This is a genomic window from Nocardia sp. 852002-51101_SCH5132738 (assembly GCF_001665695.1).
In the GTDB taxonomy this organism is placed as follows: Bacteria; Actinomycetota; Actinomycetes; order Mycobacteriales; family Mycobacteriaceae; genus Nocardia; species Nocardia nova.
On record NZ_LZML01000209.1, the window covers coordinates 1 to 17,083 of the forward strand.

Annotated in this window: 14 protein-coding genes and 1 pseudogene; 13 read left to right on the forward strand and 2 right to left on the reverse strand. The window is 61.6% G+C overall.

Features of this window, described 5'->3' with window-relative positions:
• Positions 1 to 305 precede the first annotated feature (305 nt).
• The 12 genes and pseudogenes from A5789_RS32755 to A5789_RS32810 all read left to right on the forward strand — a co-directional run bounded on the left by A5789_RS32755 (position 306) and on the right by A5789_RS32810 (position 13,688).
• Entirely contained in the window at positions 306 to 1,163 is an 858-nt protein-coding gene (locus tag A5789_RS32755; RefSeq protein WP_064902008.1) for an ABC transporter permease, read from the forward strand.
• Positions 1,163 to 2,026, forward strand: a complete 864-nt coding sequence (locus tag A5789_RS32760; RefSeq protein ID WP_064902016.1) for an ABC transporter permease — start codon at positions 1,163 to 1,165, stop codon at positions 2,024 to 2,026. Before A5789_RS32755 ends, A5789_RS32760 begins: the two co-directional genes overlap by 1 nt.
• A 71-nt stretch (positions 2,027 to 2,097) precedes the next feature.
• Positions 2,098 to 3,084, forward strand: coding sequence for an MlaD family protein (locus tag A5789_RS32765; protein WP_193615580.1), 987 nt, complete (start codon positions 2,098 to 2,100; stop codon positions 3,082 to 3,084).
• Positions 3,081 to 4,097, forward strand: coding sequence for an MCE family protein (locus A5789_RS32770; protein ID WP_064902006.1), 1,017 nt, complete (start codon positions 3,081 to 3,083; stop codon positions 4,095 to 4,097). The genes A5789_RS32765 and A5789_RS32770 overlap by 4 nt, the downstream gene beginning before the upstream one ends.
• On the forward strand, positions 4,085 to 5,119 hold the full coding sequence (locus A5789_RS32775; protein WP_082941117.1) for an MlaD family protein: 1,035 nt from the start codon (positions 4,085 to 4,087) through the stop codon (positions 5,117 to 5,119). Before A5789_RS32770 ends, A5789_RS32775 begins: the two co-directional genes overlap by 13 nt.
• A gap of 33 nt (positions 5,120 to 5,152) precedes the next feature.
• A complete protein-coding gene (locus A5789_RS32780; RefSeq protein ID WP_193615581.1) occupies positions 5,153 to 6,229 on the forward strand; it encodes an MlaD family protein in 1,077 nt (358 codons plus the stop codon).
• Between the two features lie 53 nt (positions 6,230 to 6,282).
• On the forward strand, positions 6,283 to 7,332 hold the full coding sequence (locus A5789_RS32785; RefSeq protein ID WP_223273897.1) for an MlaD family protein: 1,050 nt from the start codon (positions 6,283 to 6,285) through the stop codon (positions 7,330 to 7,332).
• On the forward strand, positions 7,329 to 8,285 hold the full coding sequence (locus A5789_RS32790) for an MlaD family protein (RefSeq protein ID WP_064902003.1): 957 nt from the start codon (positions 7,329 to 7,331) through the stop codon (positions 8,283 to 8,285). Before A5789_RS32785 ends, A5789_RS32790 begins: the two co-directional genes overlap by 4 nt.
• A gap of 31 nt (positions 8,286 to 8,316) precedes the next feature.
• Entirely contained in the window at positions 8,317 to 8,952 is a 636-nt protein-coding gene (locus A5789_RS32795; RefSeq protein ID WP_227463090.1) for a hypothetical protein, read from the forward strand.
• Positions 8,953 to 9,027: 75 nt separating this feature from the next.
• The gene (locus A5789_RS32800) at positions 9,028 to 9,888 is read left to right on the forward strand and encodes an alpha/beta fold hydrolase (protein ID WP_197516789.1); all 861 of its coding nucleotides are present in this window, start codon (positions 9,028 to 9,030) and stop codon (positions 9,886 to 9,888) included.
• Between the two features lie 47 nt (positions 9,889 to 9,935).
• Positions 9,936 to 11,573, forward strand: a complete 1,638-nt coding sequence (locus tag A5789_RS32805) for a long-chain fatty acid--CoA ligase (RefSeq protein WP_064902013.1) — start codon at positions 9,936 to 9,938, stop codon at positions 11,571 to 11,573.
• Between the two features lie 305 nt (positions 11,574 to 11,878).
• Positions 11,879 to 13,688: pseudogene (locus tag A5789_RS32810) on the forward strand (IS481 family transposase).
• Positions 13,689 to 13,720: 32 nt separating this feature from the next.
• On the opposite strand, the gene A5789_RS32815 reads toward A5789_RS32810, so the two are convergent.
• Both A5789_RS32815 and A5789_RS32820 read right to left on the reverse strand, forming a co-directional pair.
• Positions 13,721 to 15,343 carry an MFS transporter gene (locus tag A5789_RS32815; RefSeq protein ID WP_227463091.1) on the reverse strand — a complete coding sequence of 541 codons (1,623 nt, stop codon included), beginning with the start codon at positions 15,341 to 15,343 and terminating at the stop codon, positions 13,721 to 13,723.
• Between the two features lie 46 nt (positions 15,344 to 15,389).
• Positions 15,390 to 15,725, reverse strand: a complete 336-nt coding sequence (locus A5789_RS32820; RefSeq protein WP_064902000.1) for a DUF4873 domain-containing protein — start codon at positions 15,723 to 15,725, stop codon at positions 15,390 to 15,392.
• A gap of 267 nt (positions 15,726 to 15,992) precedes the next feature.
• Here A5789_RS32820 and A5789_RS32825 point away from each other — a divergent pair, with 267 nt between their 5' ends.
• Positions 15,993 to 16,979, forward strand: a complete 987-nt coding sequence (locus A5789_RS32825) for a diiron oxygenase (RefSeq protein ID WP_181064693.1) — start codon at positions 15,993 to 15,995, stop codon at positions 16,977 to 16,979.
• The last annotated feature ends 104 nt before the right edge of the window (positions 16,980 to 17,083 follow it).

Below are 17,083 nucleotides of genomic sequence, written 5' to 3' on the forward strand. Positions count from 1 at the left end.
CGAAGACATCAACACCAGGCAAAACAAGCCCACTACCAGCGAAGACAGGCATTACATCACAAAGTGATGCTGGAGTACTAGAACCTGTTGCAGTGCTCGAACTGGCAGTTGACAGGGAGTGACGGCCACCACATACTCGTACCTCAAGTACCTAGTACTTGGAGTAGCATGCACGGAGGTGGTCATGGTCGTGTACCCGATCACGACTCTCGCAGTCGGCTGCTCTGCTGATTTCGAGGCGGTCGAATCCTTCGATTCGACCGCGGACGGAGCGACTGCTCCGGTCCTCGGGCGGAAGTTGAGAAATGAGACGGGAATCTGTGGTGGTCCCTTTACGTAACGAGTTGTCCGTGTCCGTTCGAATAGTACGGCACAACTTCTCCGATACGGTGGTTTCCGGATTGCGAACCTTCGGTCGGACCATGCGGGTAGCTTCGGCATCGGCTGCGGGGACGGCAAGCGATGTTGTCCGGTTGAAGTTCCAATGGCGTGAAGCTATCCAGCAGGCGTGGTATCTGATCACGGTGACTGCACTTCCCGCAGTGCTTATGGCTATCCCATTCGGAGTAATCGTCTCCGTTCAGGTCGGCAATCTGATTCACCAGATCGGTGCGGATTCTCTGCTCGGAGCGGCCGGCGGGTTGGGCGTGATAAAACAGGGAGCGCCCATGGCGACAGGCCTTCTGTTGGGGGCGGCCGGTGCGGCCGCGATTGCGGCAGATCTGGGCGCGCGAAATATTCGCGAAGAGATCGATGCGATGCGCACCATGGGGATCAGTCCGATGCATCGTCTGGTTATCCCGCGGATGGTGGCGATGGTTTTCGTCGCTCCGATGCTGAATATCCTGATCATCTTCGTCGGCGTCGTTGCGGGATACGCGGTGGCAATTGGTCCGCAGGGTGTCACGCCCGGTAGTTACTGGGGAACCTTCGGATCATTCACGACTGTCGCGGATATCGGGGTATCAGTCGTGAAATCGGTGCTGTTCGGGTTCATTGTCGTCGTGGTCGCCTGCCAGCGTGGCTTGGAGGCGAAAGGCGGACCTCGCGGAGTCGCCGATGGGGTGAATTCGGCGGTCGTTCTATCCGTCGTCTCGATTGCGATAGTGAACCTACTGATAACGCAGCTGGTTGCGATGTTCCTCCCCACGAGGCTTGCGTGATGTTTGAGCTGAAATTCACCCCTCCACGTGTGGTCAGAATTCGACGGTCCGCGGTACGCCTCGCGCGCATCCTGCCGATCGAGGCAGTGGGGTTCGTGATCGGGTTCGCGTGGCAGGCATTGTCGGCGATACCGTTCACGCTCAAGCGGTACCGCGCCGAGACGATGCGGACAATCACGGACATAACCTGGGGGCAAGGGTCCATCATCGTCGGCGGAGGAACGGTTCCGATGCTGGTCGTCCTGGGGCTCGTCATCGGAGGCTCGGTGGGCGTCGAGTCCTTTTCGACCCTCGATCTCATCAGTATGGGGCCGGTGACAGGCATCGTATCGGCCTTTGCCAACACCCGAGAGCTCGCTCCGATCGCCGCCGGCGTCGGGTTCGCCGCACAGGCGGGATGCCGTATCACCGCGCAGATCGGATCGATGCGGATTTCCGAGGAAATTGATGCACTGGAATCCCTCGGATTGCGATCGATACCTTTCGTCGTGACGACAAGAATCATCGCAGGCGCGGTCGCGATCGTCCCCACCTTTTTGATAGCCCTCCTCCTCAGCTATGTCGCCTGCCGCACGGTGATCGTTCAACTTCATGGTCAGGCTGCAGGGGTCTACGATCACTACTTCTATCAATTCATAAGCGGCTGGGACATGACCGCAGCAGTGATCAAGGTCCTCGTATTCGGAACTGCGGTAATTCTGATCCACAGCTATCAAGGATTCTTCGCGGTAGGAGGCCCGGAGGGTGTCGGGATCGCGTCGGGCCGGGCGGTTCGGGCGAGCTTCGTCGCCATCATCGGACTCGATATGGTGTTGACAATCTTGTTGTGGGGCATCAATTCGTCGATCGAATTCACGGGGTGATATGGATGCCTAGTTATGAACTGCCCGGGGTTACGTCGACTAAACGGGGATCCATACTTATAGGCTGCCTGGTGTTGCTGATCGCTCTTACGGTCGCCGCCACAGGGTTTTTGATCCACGAAACGCGCCGCGATACACGAATGGCTGTGATCTTGCGCACCGAGAACATCGGTGATGGCATCGGTGTGGGAACTCCGGTTCGATATGACGGCGTGGACGTCGGATCTGTCGCGAGGGTGGATGCAGACGGTATCAACACGAAAAAGGTGACGTTGCTGCTCGACCGGGCACATCTGATCGGCTTGACCGACAACCTGTTCGTCAACTATTCGCCGTCAAACCTTTTCGGAATCAGCGAAGTGGCGCTGAAGGAGGCGGCCGGCGGTGTTCCGCTGCGTGACGGCATCGTCGTCGACCTGACCGGACCGCGCTCGAATCGGCAGCGGGACGCGACCATGGGCGTCCTGATCCGCACCGTCGCGGAAGCCACCGGCGACCTTTTCACGCCACGCCTCACCGAAGTGCTGATGCGGCTTTCGGAGACCTCGCGACAGTTCACTCCTCTGATGGAAACCATCGTCTCGATGTCCCGGATGGTCGCCGAAACCCAGAAGATGCCGCCTTCCTACCTGTTGGATCAATATGGCTCGATGTTGGTCGGCGCCGGCGCGATGTTCGACGGAACGGTAGGACTCATCAGTCGGCTCACCCGAATCGAGATTCTGAACAGCCAGCGTGGACTGTTCGACACCACGGTCAATACCGTAGGCGAGAAGTTCTTCCCCGCGCTCGCAAATACTATCTTCACGGCTAGAAACTATCTCTCGGACTATACGGCGATGTTGGTCCCGATCCTTTCCGCGGCGAGCAGCATGGTTCCGACTCCGGAGGTGTCGAGTGCGCAGCTATCCGAGATTCTTGCTCGATTGGGAAATTCCTTTACTCAGACTCCGGATGGCCCGGTGCTCAATCTGAAGGTGATCGTCGACTCGTTTCCAGGGCTTGCTACTCCATTGCTGGCATCCCTGCCCAAATCGGATGCTGGGGCTGATCGATGAGTAATGCGCGAAGGCTTATTTACGCGAGTCTGAAACTTGCCGTCTCGGCAATTGTGATAATCGTTCTTCTTGTGGTCATCGTGCAGGCGGTCCAGCGACCGGTACAAGGCGGGACCACCGAGTATTCAGCAGCGTTCACCGACGTCAATGGTCTGAAGTCTGGAGACGATGTCCGCATGGACGGCGTCCGTGTGGGAAAAGTCGATGCGATCCGACTCGACAAGGGTCGGGCCGTCGTGAAGATGCATTTGCAGAATGGCCACCATCTATATGAGAACACGGTGCTCGCGATTCGCTATCAAAGTCTGGTAGGACAAAGGTACGTCGATGTCCAGCAATCTTCGGTTCTCGCCAATAAGTTGGCATCAGGAAGCGTGATCGACGTATCGAAAACTATTCCATCCTTCGATATCACCTCGCTGTTCAATGGATTGGAACCAGTTCTCGGTGAACTTTCGCCGGGTGCTATCAATAAATTTGCCGAGAATATGATCTCGGTCATCGAGGGCAATGGATCAGGTGTCGGATCGGTTTTGGACTCGGTTCAGACTCTCTCCAGCTATGCGGTGGACAGGCAGGCCCTCATCACAACTCTGGTTGCCAATCTCAAACAGATATCCGATCACATCGGCGGGCACTCGGCGCAACTGATCCGGCTCGTTTCCGAACTTTCTGTGGTTGTCAACACATTGCGAAGCAAGGTGGACGGGATCGTCGAATTCGCCCTCATGGCCCCCGATGTCATCGCGCCGTTGAACAGTTTGCTGGCATCATTTGGGCTGACTACCGGCAGCAACCCTGATGCGGATTCGCTGCTGCGTACGGTGCTACCGGACCCGGAACAGGCGGTCGATGTCCTGAGGAAGCTGCCGACACTCATCCAGACGTTGGACGCATGGGTCCCGCCCAATGGTCCGACCGTGAACCTCAACTGTTCAAACGGCAAAGTCGCGGCACCCTCTCCGTTTCAGATCCTGGTCGGTGGTCAGAGGATTTCGATATGCAAAAGCTAATTATGTGGTTTTGGGGATTTTCTCAGAAATTCCGCACCAAGTTCAGGGCCATGTGGCGTGCCGACCGGGAATTACGCTGGGGGGTGCTGGGAGCGGCTTTCGTCGGGCTTTTGCTGCTGGCTAGTGCGATCGTCTATGTCGTCCCCATCGGTAAGTCGACCTATTGGGCCGATATGTCCGAGACCGGGCAAATCAAGGTAGGGGATGACGTTCGGATCGCAGGAGTCCCGGTCGGTACCGTGAAATCTATGGAGTTGGGCCGCCGGAGCGTTCGAGTCGGATTCACCGTAGATCGAGGAATATTCATCGGCGATCAGACGACGCTCGATATTCGGATGCTCACCCTGATCGGAGGGCATTATATTGCCGTTACTTCGGCGGGAAGCTCGCCTCTGCGCTCTACGATTCCATCGGAAAGGATTCGTCTTCCGTACAGTCTCGCTCGGGCCTTTCAGGACGCTGCGCAGCCGATCGGCGAAGTCGATGGATCGACGTTGCGGCAAAATCTCACGATGCTCAACAATTCGCTTACCAACGGCCCAGCGGGGATACGAAAAGCCGTCGACGCGTTCTCCTCTCTCGTCGACGTCCTTGATCGACAGAATCGAGAGATATCCGAAACGCTTGCCACTGCCGATGAATACATCGGAGCAATAAATAAGTCCAAGGCGATATTGGGCGGAATGATCAACAGCGTCAACCTGATGGAGACCGTTGGTCTCGACAAACAATCCGAAATCTACGAGGCCGTTCGGCTCATGGACGAGCTGTTGTCACGAATAGCAGCTCTCGAACCGGTGTACCGAGCGCGCTTGGAGCCGGTCGCCAAGAGTCTGGCCGACGCCATTCCCGAGCTGGAGCGTCTGGGCGGGGAGATGGGCCAGGTCGTCACCAATACGAAGGATCTGCTGTCGCGACTCCAGCCGGTCGCGGCCTCCCGAGACGGCGTCGTCGTCGACCAGTCCGCAACCGTGATCGACGCGCCGGCAGTCTGCATTCCAGTTCCAGGAAAGGATTGCTGAATCATGAATCGTTTTCTGGCCTCTCGCGGATTCATGTCGGTGCTGGCGGTTGTGATCCTGTGTCTGATACTGCTCATCGCCTATTTGACCCTGATCACGCCACCGAAGAAGATGCGCAGTTACTGCGCCAACATGCCCGACACGGTCGGCTTGTATACCGGAAACCATGTCACCGTTCGCGGGGTCACGGTGGGGACGGTGACGCGCATCGAGCCACGGGGTGATTCGGTGTATGTCGCGTTCGACGTGGAGGCGGATCATCCGCTGCACGGTGATCTGGCGGCAACCACTCTGTCCGACACGATCGTCGCAGACCGCTCGCTCGCGCTTATCGAGGACAGCGATGCCGCCGCGGAGTGGGATTCACACCGCTGTATCTCGCGAACCATGACACCGAAGAGCATGACGCAGACGCTCGACGCGGTGGGCAAGCTCAGCAGTGAACTCTCCAATGGAAATGCCCCGGGGCAGCAGGGGCAGCTTTCCGATGAGATCTCCGCCCTCGATACCGCTCTGTCGGGCACCGGTCCGGAAATGAACGACACGATCATGAGGCTCGGCCGCGCGCTCGATTCACCAAATGCGGCGATCGGGCATATCGGAGCACTCACCGACTCGATGCGCTCGTTGACCGACAGCGTTGCCGGAGGATGGGGGGACATCGAATCCGTGATCACGCGGCTGGCACCCGGTCTCACGGTCATCGACCATGGAATCTTCCAGCGCACGGTATCGATCATCGACTCGTTGCGGACCATCGTTCCGTGGCTGAACGAACTCACGACGATGTTCGGCAAGCAGATTCTTCAGGTTCTCGACGCGACCGTGCCACTGGCTCGCCTCGCGGGCGCCAACGTCGGATCCTTGAAGGACATCGTCGACATGACTCCGCCGCTCGTTCAGGCATTCCGAGACGTTTTGGATCCCAACAGCGGCAAGCACGTGCTGACCTATGCGTCGCCCCGGGTGGCGTTGCCGCAACCGGACGCGGACAAGGTGTGCGCGGCCGTAGGCGTCATCGCGCCCGGGCGTTGCGATTCCGCCGTGGGTGGTCTGACGAATCTTTCCCTGGCCGGTGTGGTGCTGGGCGCAGCGGGGGCACAGCGATGAATCAGCGTAGGAATACAGCTGCACGGACGCCGCGTGGACACGGGCGGCGCGCGGTGTTGGCGGCGATCGCGGCGATTGCGGCAGCCTTGTGCCTGGTCTCAGGTTGCGGATTCGACCCGTCGGCCGTCTCCGTCCCAGGATCGGGTATCGCCGGGCCCAAGTACGGGCTGCGAATCGAATTCGCGAACACCCTGAACCTGCCCTCCCGGGCAAAGGTGACGGTCAACGGTCTTCGCGCGGGGATCGTGCGCGACATGACGCTGATCGATGCCGGAAATGGACACGACAGCTATGTGGTCGTCGACGTCGACATCATGTCCTCTGTCCAGCTGCCTGTCGGTACGACGGCCGAGCTGCGGCAACCCACGATTCTCGGCGACGTCTCCATCGCGCTGACCACACCGCCGTCCGGTGGTGGGGCGACCCTCGCGCCCGGGGCAACCATCGGGCGTGCCCAGACGAAACCGCTGCTACAACTCGAGGACACGATGAACGTGATGGCGGCGTTCGTGCAGGGCGGAGGGATTCAGCGGGCGCAAGAGATCATCAACCGCGCGAATGCGATCCTTCCCTCCGATCCCAAGGACACAGCTTCCATATCAGAGGTTCTGGGTTCCGATATCAAAGACCTGGCTGCGCACGTGGACGCTGTTGATTCTGTGCTCGATGGACTGCGCGGTGATACCGAGGTCATATTGCGCAGAACTCCGGATCTGGACTATCTCCTTACCGACGCCGGGGTCGACCAGGCAGCCGCGTCTATGACCTCGATGATCGGACTGATCACGCTCTACGACGGATTCAAGCTCCTGACCGAGTCGCTGCGCTGGGTGGGGCCGTTGGCACAGTCCGGCGCAGCGGCTGCGCGAGCGTTCGTCCCGCTGCTCTTCACGTCGCGGCCGCTGGACCTCTCTGCCCCTTCGAATTTGAACAAGATCGTGTCGATTCTTCACGACGAAGTCATTCCATTTGCCGAACATGAACCGAAGGTCAATATCACGGGGGTTCAAGTGGGAAACGATTCCGGGGCAGCTCGAGTGTCCGACAATGATCGGATAAACAGTATTCTCACAGCGTTGCACGCGATCGGAGTCGTCCGATGAAGCCGAGTTCGGTCATCTCGCTTGCCGCGATTGCGTCGGTACTGGTCTTCGGTATCGGTTATCTGGCAATCGGTGTACTCAGAATCGAATGGTTCAGTACCCGTACACACGTCACCATGGCGCTGCCCGAGGCCGGAAGCTTGAAGTCGGGCTCGCCCGTATTATTGCGGGGGGTCAAAGTGGGAAGGATCGTTGCGATCGAGAAGGCTGTTCGCGGAGTCGAAGTGAAACTGGATCTCGATTCCGCGTACCGAATACCTGCCTCCGGCACCGCGACCGTCGAAGATCTCTCGGCGCTCGGCGAGCCGTATATCGAATTCGCGCCGAAAAGCAGCGACGGCCCCTACCTCAGGGATGGCCAGCGCCTTGAATCGGCGCAGGTGGTGTTGCCGCGATCGATACCTGACGTCGCGCAAACAGTCACCGACTTGCTGAAACAGCTGAACCCGCAGGCAATCAGCGACATCGTGAGAACACTGGATCAAGCCTTGACAGGAACGCAAGCGGTGATGCCCAAATTGGCTGCGTCGACCACTCTGCTCTCGGAAACGATTCTCAGCAGGTCACCCGCGCTGCGGCAGATTCTCGTGAACCTGCAGACCATGGGTTCGGACATGGACTGGGCCGGGCCGTCCATGACCGCCGCGGGCCCACTGTGGGAGGAAGCGGGCACTTGGGGTGCGCTCATCGCCGATTCCATCGCCCGGCTGGCCAGAATCGGCAACATGCCCGAGGACTACATGCAAGGAAACGGCGTCGTCCCATTTCTCGGGAAGGTGGGTGACTATCTGGATCGCATCGGGCCCGAGCTGCGGCAGCTGGCACCGACCATTCAACCGCTCGCCGAGAGTGCGAAGTCGTCCATGCCGCAGATCGACCTCAGCGATCTGATCGCACGCGCACTGAGTGCGACCGGCGAAGACGCGATACAAGTGCATATCGGCGTCAAGTAATCCAGACATGGTGAGTGACAGGAGTGAATCAATGCTTACCGAAACCGTCGCAGAGACCGATGAACGCGAAAAGGAATCCCCAGCGAAGAGCCGGAATGCCGGGAAGGTCAAAGCCGCGGAACGGCGAGAGGGGGCGTCTCGCGGGGTGACGTTCTCGATCGGCATGCGTTCCATTCTCGTCGGCGGGGTGATCGCTGTGCTGATCGTCGCATTGTCTGCAACCATCCCTTTGTGGCTGACCGCAAGAGGCGAGTTGCATGATCGTGACGTTGCCGCAGCGGCGCAGCAGCATGCCGAAAGGGTTGCTTCGGATTATGCGATCGGCGCGTCGAATATTGACTACCACAATTTCGACAATTGGGTGCACAGCCTGAAGTCGAATACTTCGCCTGCGCTGTCCAATAAGTTCGACGCCACCGCGCCTCAGCTGAAGGACATCATCGTCCCGCTCAACTGGACTTCGAAGGCAACGGCTATCAGTTCCGCTTTGAAGTCGGAGAACGCCGGGGTCTACGTGGTCAACGTCTTCTTGAACGTGACTTCGACCAGCGCGCAGACGCCCGAGGGGGCGCAAACCACCGTGACTTACACGGTCACAGTGGACAAGAACTCCGATTGGAAGATCACCGATGTCGGTGGCGTCGACGCGGCTCTTCCCGCGAAATAGATGATGCGATCCTGATAAGGAACAGAAGATATGACATCAACATCCGTAACAGTGGCGCGTCCGCACCGGTACGTTTTGAAACGAACAGTCGACCCGACCCTGCAGATCGCGGAGTGGGGATCGGCGACACCACGGGTGACGATCGTGCTCGCGCACGGGCTGGCGTTGTCTCTCGAGAGCTGGGAGGACGTGGCCCAGCTCATCGTCGCGGCCGATCCAACCGTCCGCGTCCTCGCCTACGATCATCGCGGGCACGGCGAATCTCAGGTCGGGGCACCGGCGACGCTCGAGATTCTCGCCGACGATCTCGCGGACGTCATCGACCGGCTGGTACCGACAGGCCCCATCGTCGTCGGCGGTCACTCGATGGGCGGAATGACGTTGATGGCCTTGGCGGAACGGCATCCCGAATTGGTCGCCGCCCGAATCGCCGGTGTCGCGTTCGTCGCGACCGGTGCCGGCGACATCCTGCGGCACAGGTCGCGCAACAGATTCTGGGCGTGGCTGCTGTCGCTGGCGTTGGCCGCGGCACCCTTCCTGGTCATTCCGACACACCCGCTGTTCGTCACCCGCCAGCTGACCCGCGGTGTGCTGTTCGGTGCGGGATCCTCCAGCCACGACAGGAACCGGGCGATCAGGCAGTTGGCTCGCAGCGATCCCCGGACCGTCGCCGCTCTCACGCGGTCGATTCTGTCTCACCATCGTTACGCGATGCTCGAGCGATTCGACTGCCGCTCTGTCGTCCTGGTGGGCTCGCGCGATCAGCTGACACCTGTGCACCACGCTCGCGCAATTCGTCATCGCCTCAGCGATTCCTTCCTCGCTGTGTATCCGAGGGCAGGCCACTACCTGCCGTATGAGCGGTGCGGTGAGGTTGCCGCCCACCTGCTCGGATTGACCCTGCCCTCCGTGGCTACCGAGCGTGACGCCGCATGAGCGCACGCGACACCAACGCCGGCTTGATCGAATATTGGGGAGCGCCGATGCTGAGCACGATGATGGACGAGCAACTGTCGCTGGCGACGCTATTGCGCTACGCCACCACTTTCCAGAGAGACAGCACGGTATCGACATGGACCGGTGACGGCGTTCGGACCATGACCTACCGCGAACTCGGGCTTGTCGGGGCCCGGCTGGCGAACGCGTTGCGTGACCTCGGCGTCAGGGCAGGCACCCGAGTCGGCACCTTCATGTGGAACAACAACGAGCACATGGCCGCTTACATCGCCGTTCCCGCGATGGGCGCGGTGTTGCACGCCTTGAATATCAGGCTCTTTCCCGAGCAGCTGATCTATGTCGCGAATCATGCCGAGGACGAGATAGTGCTCGTCGACGGCTCCCTGGTCCCGATGTTCGCACGGTACCTGCCCTACCTGCGAACCGTGCGCCACGTCATCGTCATCGGCGACGAGAAGCCCGAGATCGCCGCGCCTCCTGGCGTAGTGATTCATCGTTGGGCCGATCTGCTTGCGGCGCAACCGGATACGTTCGAATTTCCTGAGATCGACGAACGCTCGGCAGCGGGTATGTGCTACACGTCGGGAACGACCGGTGATCCGAAAGGCGTTGTCTACTCACACCGCTCGAACTGGCTGCATGCCATGCAGGTCATTTCTCCCAACGGAATGGGCTTCAGTGCGGCGGACACCGTCCTTGCGATCGTGCCGTTGTTTCATGCCAACGCCTGGGGAATCCCCTACGCGGCCCTCATGTCGGGTGCGAATGTGCTGATGCCGGACCGCTTTCTGCAAGCGGAGCCGCTGCTCGAGATGATGGCCGCGGTGCGGCCGACCTTCGCAGCGGCCGTACCGACCATCTGGTCAGGGGTTCTGGCGCGCTTGCGGGCGCAGCCGCAGAACATCTCACACCTGCGGACGGTCGTTGTTGGAGGTTCCGCGGTCCCGGAGTCGATGATGCGGGCCTTCCAGGAGGAGTACGGGGTCTCCTTGCTTCAAGCGTGGGGTATGACCGAGACCTCCCCGCTCGGTTCCGTGGCACATCCTCCCGCGGGGCTGGACGACACGGCGGAGTGGGCATATCGGTCGACCCAGGGGCGTTTTCCCGCCATGGTGCGTGCGCGGCTGGTCGCGGCGGACGGGACCGTCGTGCCCAATGACGGAGAGTCCTTGGGGGAGTTGGAAGTCCGCGGACCCTGGGTCACCGGTGCCTACTATTCGCCCGGCGGAGGCTCGGTCGACGCCGAAAAATTCGACGACGGGTGGCTTCGTACGGGTGATATCGGGAAGATCAGCGCGGACGGGTTTCTCACGCTCGTCGATCGGTCGAAGGATGTCATCAAGTCCGGCGGGGAGTGGATCTCGTCGGTCGATCTGGAGAACGCGATCATGGGCCATCCGGCGGTCGCCGAGGCGGCTGTGATCGGCGTCTCGGACGAGACTTGGGGTGAGCGTCCGCTGGTCGCGGTGGTCCGGCGTCCGGGGGTCTCCGCGGAGCCGGAGGAGTTGCGCCGGTTCTTGTCGGGGAGTTTTGCGAAATGGCAGTTGCCCGAACGCTGGGCATTCATCGGTGAAGTCCCCAAAACGAGCGTGGGAAAGTTCGACAAGAAGCGGTTGCGGGCGCAGTTCGCCGCGGGTGAACTCGTGGTCATAGTGACCGAATAGTCGAGGCACGAACGAACGAACCGCCCGGATATCGTGCCGGGCGGTTCTGCTTTCCTGGAGCGGCGCTGCCATCGCAGCAGTTTCGGACGTCTGCCGCCGGTTCAGCCGTCGACCGACACCCTGGAGTTGGATAGACGTTTCCGCATAATGCGGCACCCACGGGAGGCGCTGGCCGCGAAGAGGTGGTGTCAATGTGCGGGTTCAGGAGTTCGTTGACCGATCAGGTCCAGGACTTTGTTGTCGGGTTCATCACAGCCGCAACGGTTTTGGGACATTGTTGACGGTCGGTCGTTGATCATCTTCGGGTGGTCGACGAGGTTGACGGTGAAAGCCGGGTTCCGGACCAGCGGCAGTGGCGGGCCGAGCATCGGTATCGCGCCGTGCGTGAGGTGCTCGACGGCGCGCCGGTGGCGGAAGTGGCACGTCAGTACGGGACTTCACGGCAGGCGTTGCATACGTGGCTGCGCCGATTCGAAGCCGACGGGCAGGCGGGGCTGGTCGAGCGGTCGCGGCGGCCCAAGACATCGCCGACGCGGTTGCCGGCGGAGCTGGAGTCGATGATCTGCGAGATGCGGCGGGTGCATCCGCGGTGGGGTGCCCAGAGGATCGCGCACGAGCTGGCGGTGCGTGGCGTCGCCGAGGCTCCGTCGCGCAGCACGGTGTATCGGGTGCTGGTCCGCAATAGTCTTGTGCAGCACCAGGAACAGAACCATCGGCGCAGCTATCGACGCTGGCAGCGTGAGGCGCCGATGCAGCTGTGGCAGCTCGACATCATGGGCGGCCTGTTCATAGCCGACGGTCGGGAAGCGAAGCCTGGTCACTGGCATCGACGATCACCCGCGGTTCATCGTGATCGCCCAGGTGATCGTCGAGCAGTCCGGGCGAGCAGTCTGCCAGGCGTTCACCGAGGCGATGAACCGTTACGGTGTTCCGGCGGAAGTGTTGACCGACAACGGAAAACAGTTCACCGGCCGGTTCACCAAGCCGTTTCCGGTCGAGGTGATGTTCGAGCGCATCTGCCGGGAGAACGGCATCCTGCAACGACACACCAAACCGCGCTCACCCACTACGACCGGGAAAATCGAAAGGTTCCACGGCAGTTTGCGCCAGGAACTACTCGACGACTGCGGCCCGTTCGAATCGCTGGCCGCCGCGCAGCGCGCGATCGACGCCTGGACGCATGTCTATAACCATTCACGTCCGCACCAGGCGCTGAAAATGGCCACGCCGTTCTCTGTGTTCCGGCCAGTTCCCGGCATCGAACCACCACAAGAGCCGGCCGTGACCGAGCCGCCGCGAGTTCCGTTGCCCCAGCCTCGATTCCACGACGAGGACACGTCGATCGAGACCCAGCCGGTCGAGCTCGACATGGTCATCTCACCGGCCGGGCGGCTCTGCCTGCCCGGCGCCAAGAGCGACATGAAATTCCCCGCCGCGCTCGGCGGACACCCGGTCACGGTCTGGGCCGGAATGCACAGCATCCATGTCACCCTCGCTGGCGAGATCATCCGCACGCGGCAGTCTCGCCTGACGGTCGAGGATCTGGCGGTTCTGCGGCTACGGGGCCGCCCGGCCGGGCCCGAGCCGTCGGGTTCTGCGGTCCCGCGTGGCGCTGTTCCGACCGGCACCGCGGTCGAGATCGACCGGATCGTCACTCGCGACGGCGACGTCACCGTCGCCGGACAACGACTCAAGCTCGGCATCTACCTATCCGGGCAACAGGTCACGCTCCGGCTGGACCGCCACCTGGCCCACGTGATCGCCGACGGGCACCTGGTCAAGACGCTTCCTTCACCGACTTCCCCGGAACAGGCCAGCCGCCTCAACGGATCGCGCGCCGTCACAGGCCCGCTGCCGCCGGCCCGGCAGGGCGCGATCAAGCTCATGCGCACCATCCCTGCTGACGGCATCACCCAGGTGGCAGGGCAACGGCTCCGCGTCGGCCGCGCGCACGCCGGCAAGACCATCGTCGTTCTCGCGGAGGACACCGTCTTCAGGGTCCTGCACAACGACATCGAAATCAGCACGCACGTCCGCAAATCCGACAAGCGGATCACCTACCTGCGAGCCACCCGCCGACCACGCGGCAAGGATGTCCCGAACCCGCCAACCTGAACCCTGAACCTGTCAATGAAGTCCCGAACCTGTCAGAGATCCCCTGGACCCGAAACGTCAAGGAAGTCCTGAACCCTCACACTGTGAGGGTTCAAAGGCTTGGCGTATCGGGGCCCGTTGCAGGCAGCCGTCCGGGTTCTGCCTGGGGCCAGCGGAATCAGAACCAATGCCCCCACCAGGCTGATCAGCGACAGTGCCAGCACTGAGTGCTGAACTCCGGCCCAGAATGCGGTCTTCGCGTAGTCGGCGAGCGGCGCGGCGGAAGGCCCGGCACGTTTGGCGACTTCGAGTGCCCCGGCGAGCGAGCTCCGCACGGGCCCGCGAGCCGGTTCGGGAAGATATTGCATCGCATTCGCGATTCGGGAGCTGTAGTTCGCTGACAAGATACTGCCCGCTACCGCAATCCCGATCGCCGCGCCGATCTCCCGCGTCGCGTCGTTGACCGCCGCCGAGACTCCGTGCTTCTCGGCCGGCGTGTCCATCATGATCGCGTTGGTCGACGGCGCCGCGGAGATGCCCAGGCCCGCGCTCATGATCAGCAATGGCCACAACACATCCACGTAGGACGAATGGGTGTCGAGTCGGAGCAGTGCGACCAAGCCGATCGCGATCGTGAGGAGTCCCGCCGCCGTCGTCATCCGAAGTCCCACTCGTGCGGCGATCGTCGGCGACACCAACGACATCGCGACAAGAGGGACCACCATCGGCGCGAGAGCGACGGCCGATTTGAGAGGACCGAATCCCAGAATGAGTTGGAAATGCTGAACCAGCAGGAACATCACACCGAAGGTGACCAGAAACTGGATGGTGATGGACAGCGCGCCGCTCGCAAAGCCCCGGCGACGAAAGAGCCGAACATCCAGCAACGGGTTCTCGGCTCGGAGCTCGGTCAGGATGAACGCCACGATACTGAGCACTCCACAGCCCCCGAGGATGAGGACGCGGGTATCGGTCCACCCCCTGGACGGGGCCTCCATCACCGCGAACACGGCGGTGCCGATGCTCAGTACCACCCAGAACATGCCGCGAATCTCCAGTCGTGGCCTGTCGGAGTCCTGCGATTCGGGCACCGTGAAGGCGAATGCCAGCAGTGTCAGGGCAACGGCGGTCATGCCCAGGAAGATCGAATGCCAGGACCATCGAATCAGCAGCAGCCCGGATCCGACCATCCCGATGACGCCGCCCGATCCGGCGACACCCGCCCATACGCTGACCGCGTGTGCTCGCCGCGCGTCTGGCAGGCTCGCGGTCAGTATCGACAGCGTGGCCGGCATGACGAACGCGGCTCCCGCCCCCGCCACCGCCCGGGACGCGATCAACCAGGTCGGATTGTCGACGATCAGTGGTATCGCCGACGCGGCCGCGAAAACGGCCAATCCGATCGTCAGGACCCGCCGACGGCCGTAGCGATCGCCGATCGCCCCTCCCGGCAGTACGAGACAGGCGAGGACCAGCGTGTATCCGTCGACCATCCAGGTGAGCGCCCCCTGGTCCGCTCCGGTGTCGAGGGCTACGGCAGGTAATGCAGTATAAAGCGCGGCCATGGCGGCTACCACCAGCGCCACAGCGGCGCAGGTCACCACCAGGGTCCAAGCCGCCGACCTTCTTATGGCCGAGAGGTCTCCGTAACTGATCATCTTGTTCTTTCGCTGCATGGTGAGTCGTATTCGCTGTGGCTGCGTCTCGCAGGTACGCCGCGGCTCAGCTCTCGGTTCCTTCGATCTCCTCCAGGGAGGACGGCACGTGATAGGGCGGGCGGCCGCGGCCCTGGATCCGGTACCGGCCCCAGAAGTCTCGGTCGCCGAGCGTCGCCGCCGCCTCGCCTCCGGACGTCCTGATCACCACCGATCGTCTGCGACCCTGCAGCAGTTCGTCGATGGCGTCGTTCTGGCGCACGCGCCCATACCAGCAGAAGCGGCCGTCGATGGGTTGGAAGAAACCGCGGAGCTCGACCTGAACATCGATCTCGTGGCTTGTGATGATCACCGTCGCGGGGCCGATGAAATCCGAATCATCGTGCGGTCCATGGGTATTCATTGGAACTACCTCCTTGTAGTGAGATCCCCGTCGGACTGCGCGGCAGGTCGACTTCGGTAGAGCGGACCGATGCTCGCGAGTCGGGGACGAGATGGCGCCGACTGCTTGACAACCGGGTCCGCCGTGGCTCAAAGTTACCTCATACTCGGAGTATCCGCTACTTGCCGTAATGGCAACTTTGGACGATCCGAGTTGCCGTGGCGGGTGCACGGACCCGTATCGGATACATCGATGCCGAAGTCATCGGCCTAGTCGAAAGATGGACAAATGACCACGAGTGAAGTTCGGGCGCCGATCATGAAATCACCGGCCGTCACTACCGACGGCATGGCGCGGGTAAGCGGTCGTCGTCCCGTCGATCTGCAGCGATCGGCAGGACGGTTGCTCAAGGCATCCGCCGAGAAGTTCTACGACGCCGAAGTCGACATCGATTGGGAAAGCCCATGGATGCCGGACAAGGGGTGGTTTCCCGAGCACCGCCTGTCGCTCTACGGCACGTCGCTGTGGAACCGGCTATCCGACGAACAGAAGATCGAGCTCGGCAAACACGAACTCGTCAGCATCCTGAGCTTCGGAATCTACGCCGAAAACCTGCTGAGCATGGCGCTGCTCAGGTTGAACACCACCGGCGACCTCGTCGACAACAAGGCGTTGTATGCGCTCGCGGAGGTCGGCGACGAGAGTCGGCACTCCACGATGTTCGCGCGATTGATCCTGAAGACAGGGATCGCGCCCTACAAGCTTCCCCGAGGGTTCCTGTCGCTGGCGAAGATCCTGCATTTCATCCCGCTCGGCCCATCCATCCAGGGCGCGACCCTCTTGATCGAAGAGATACTCGACCGCGCGCAACGTGAAGCGATGAACGATGAACGACTGCAGCCGCAGGTTCGACAGCTGATGCGAATCCATGTGCTCGAGGAAGCCCGCCACATCACGTTCGCGCGGAGCGAGCTGGTCGAGGGAATGCGGGCCCGAGGGCGATTCACGCGGGCATGGCATCGAGGTGCCCTCGCCGTCATCGCCAACTTGGCGTACCCGATTCTGATCAACCCCAGGCTGTACCGGACGATCGGGGTGCACCCGCTGCGGGGGTTCATCGCTTGCCAGTTCGGCCCGCACTATCGGGAAAATCTCCAGTTCATGTCGGAGCCGATGATTCGATTCTTCGATGACGCCGGCATGATCGAAGGTCGCTTCACGATGTTTCTGTGGCGCCTGACGAGGAGCCTCCCCGAAGACATCGCGCAGCGATGACGAAGGCCGCGGCGCGATGAGCCGTTCACCTGCCGCGCGCCGCGGACCCCTCAACCGCGACCCCTTGTCGCAATTCCCCACGCGACCCGCATCTCGCGGTCGTG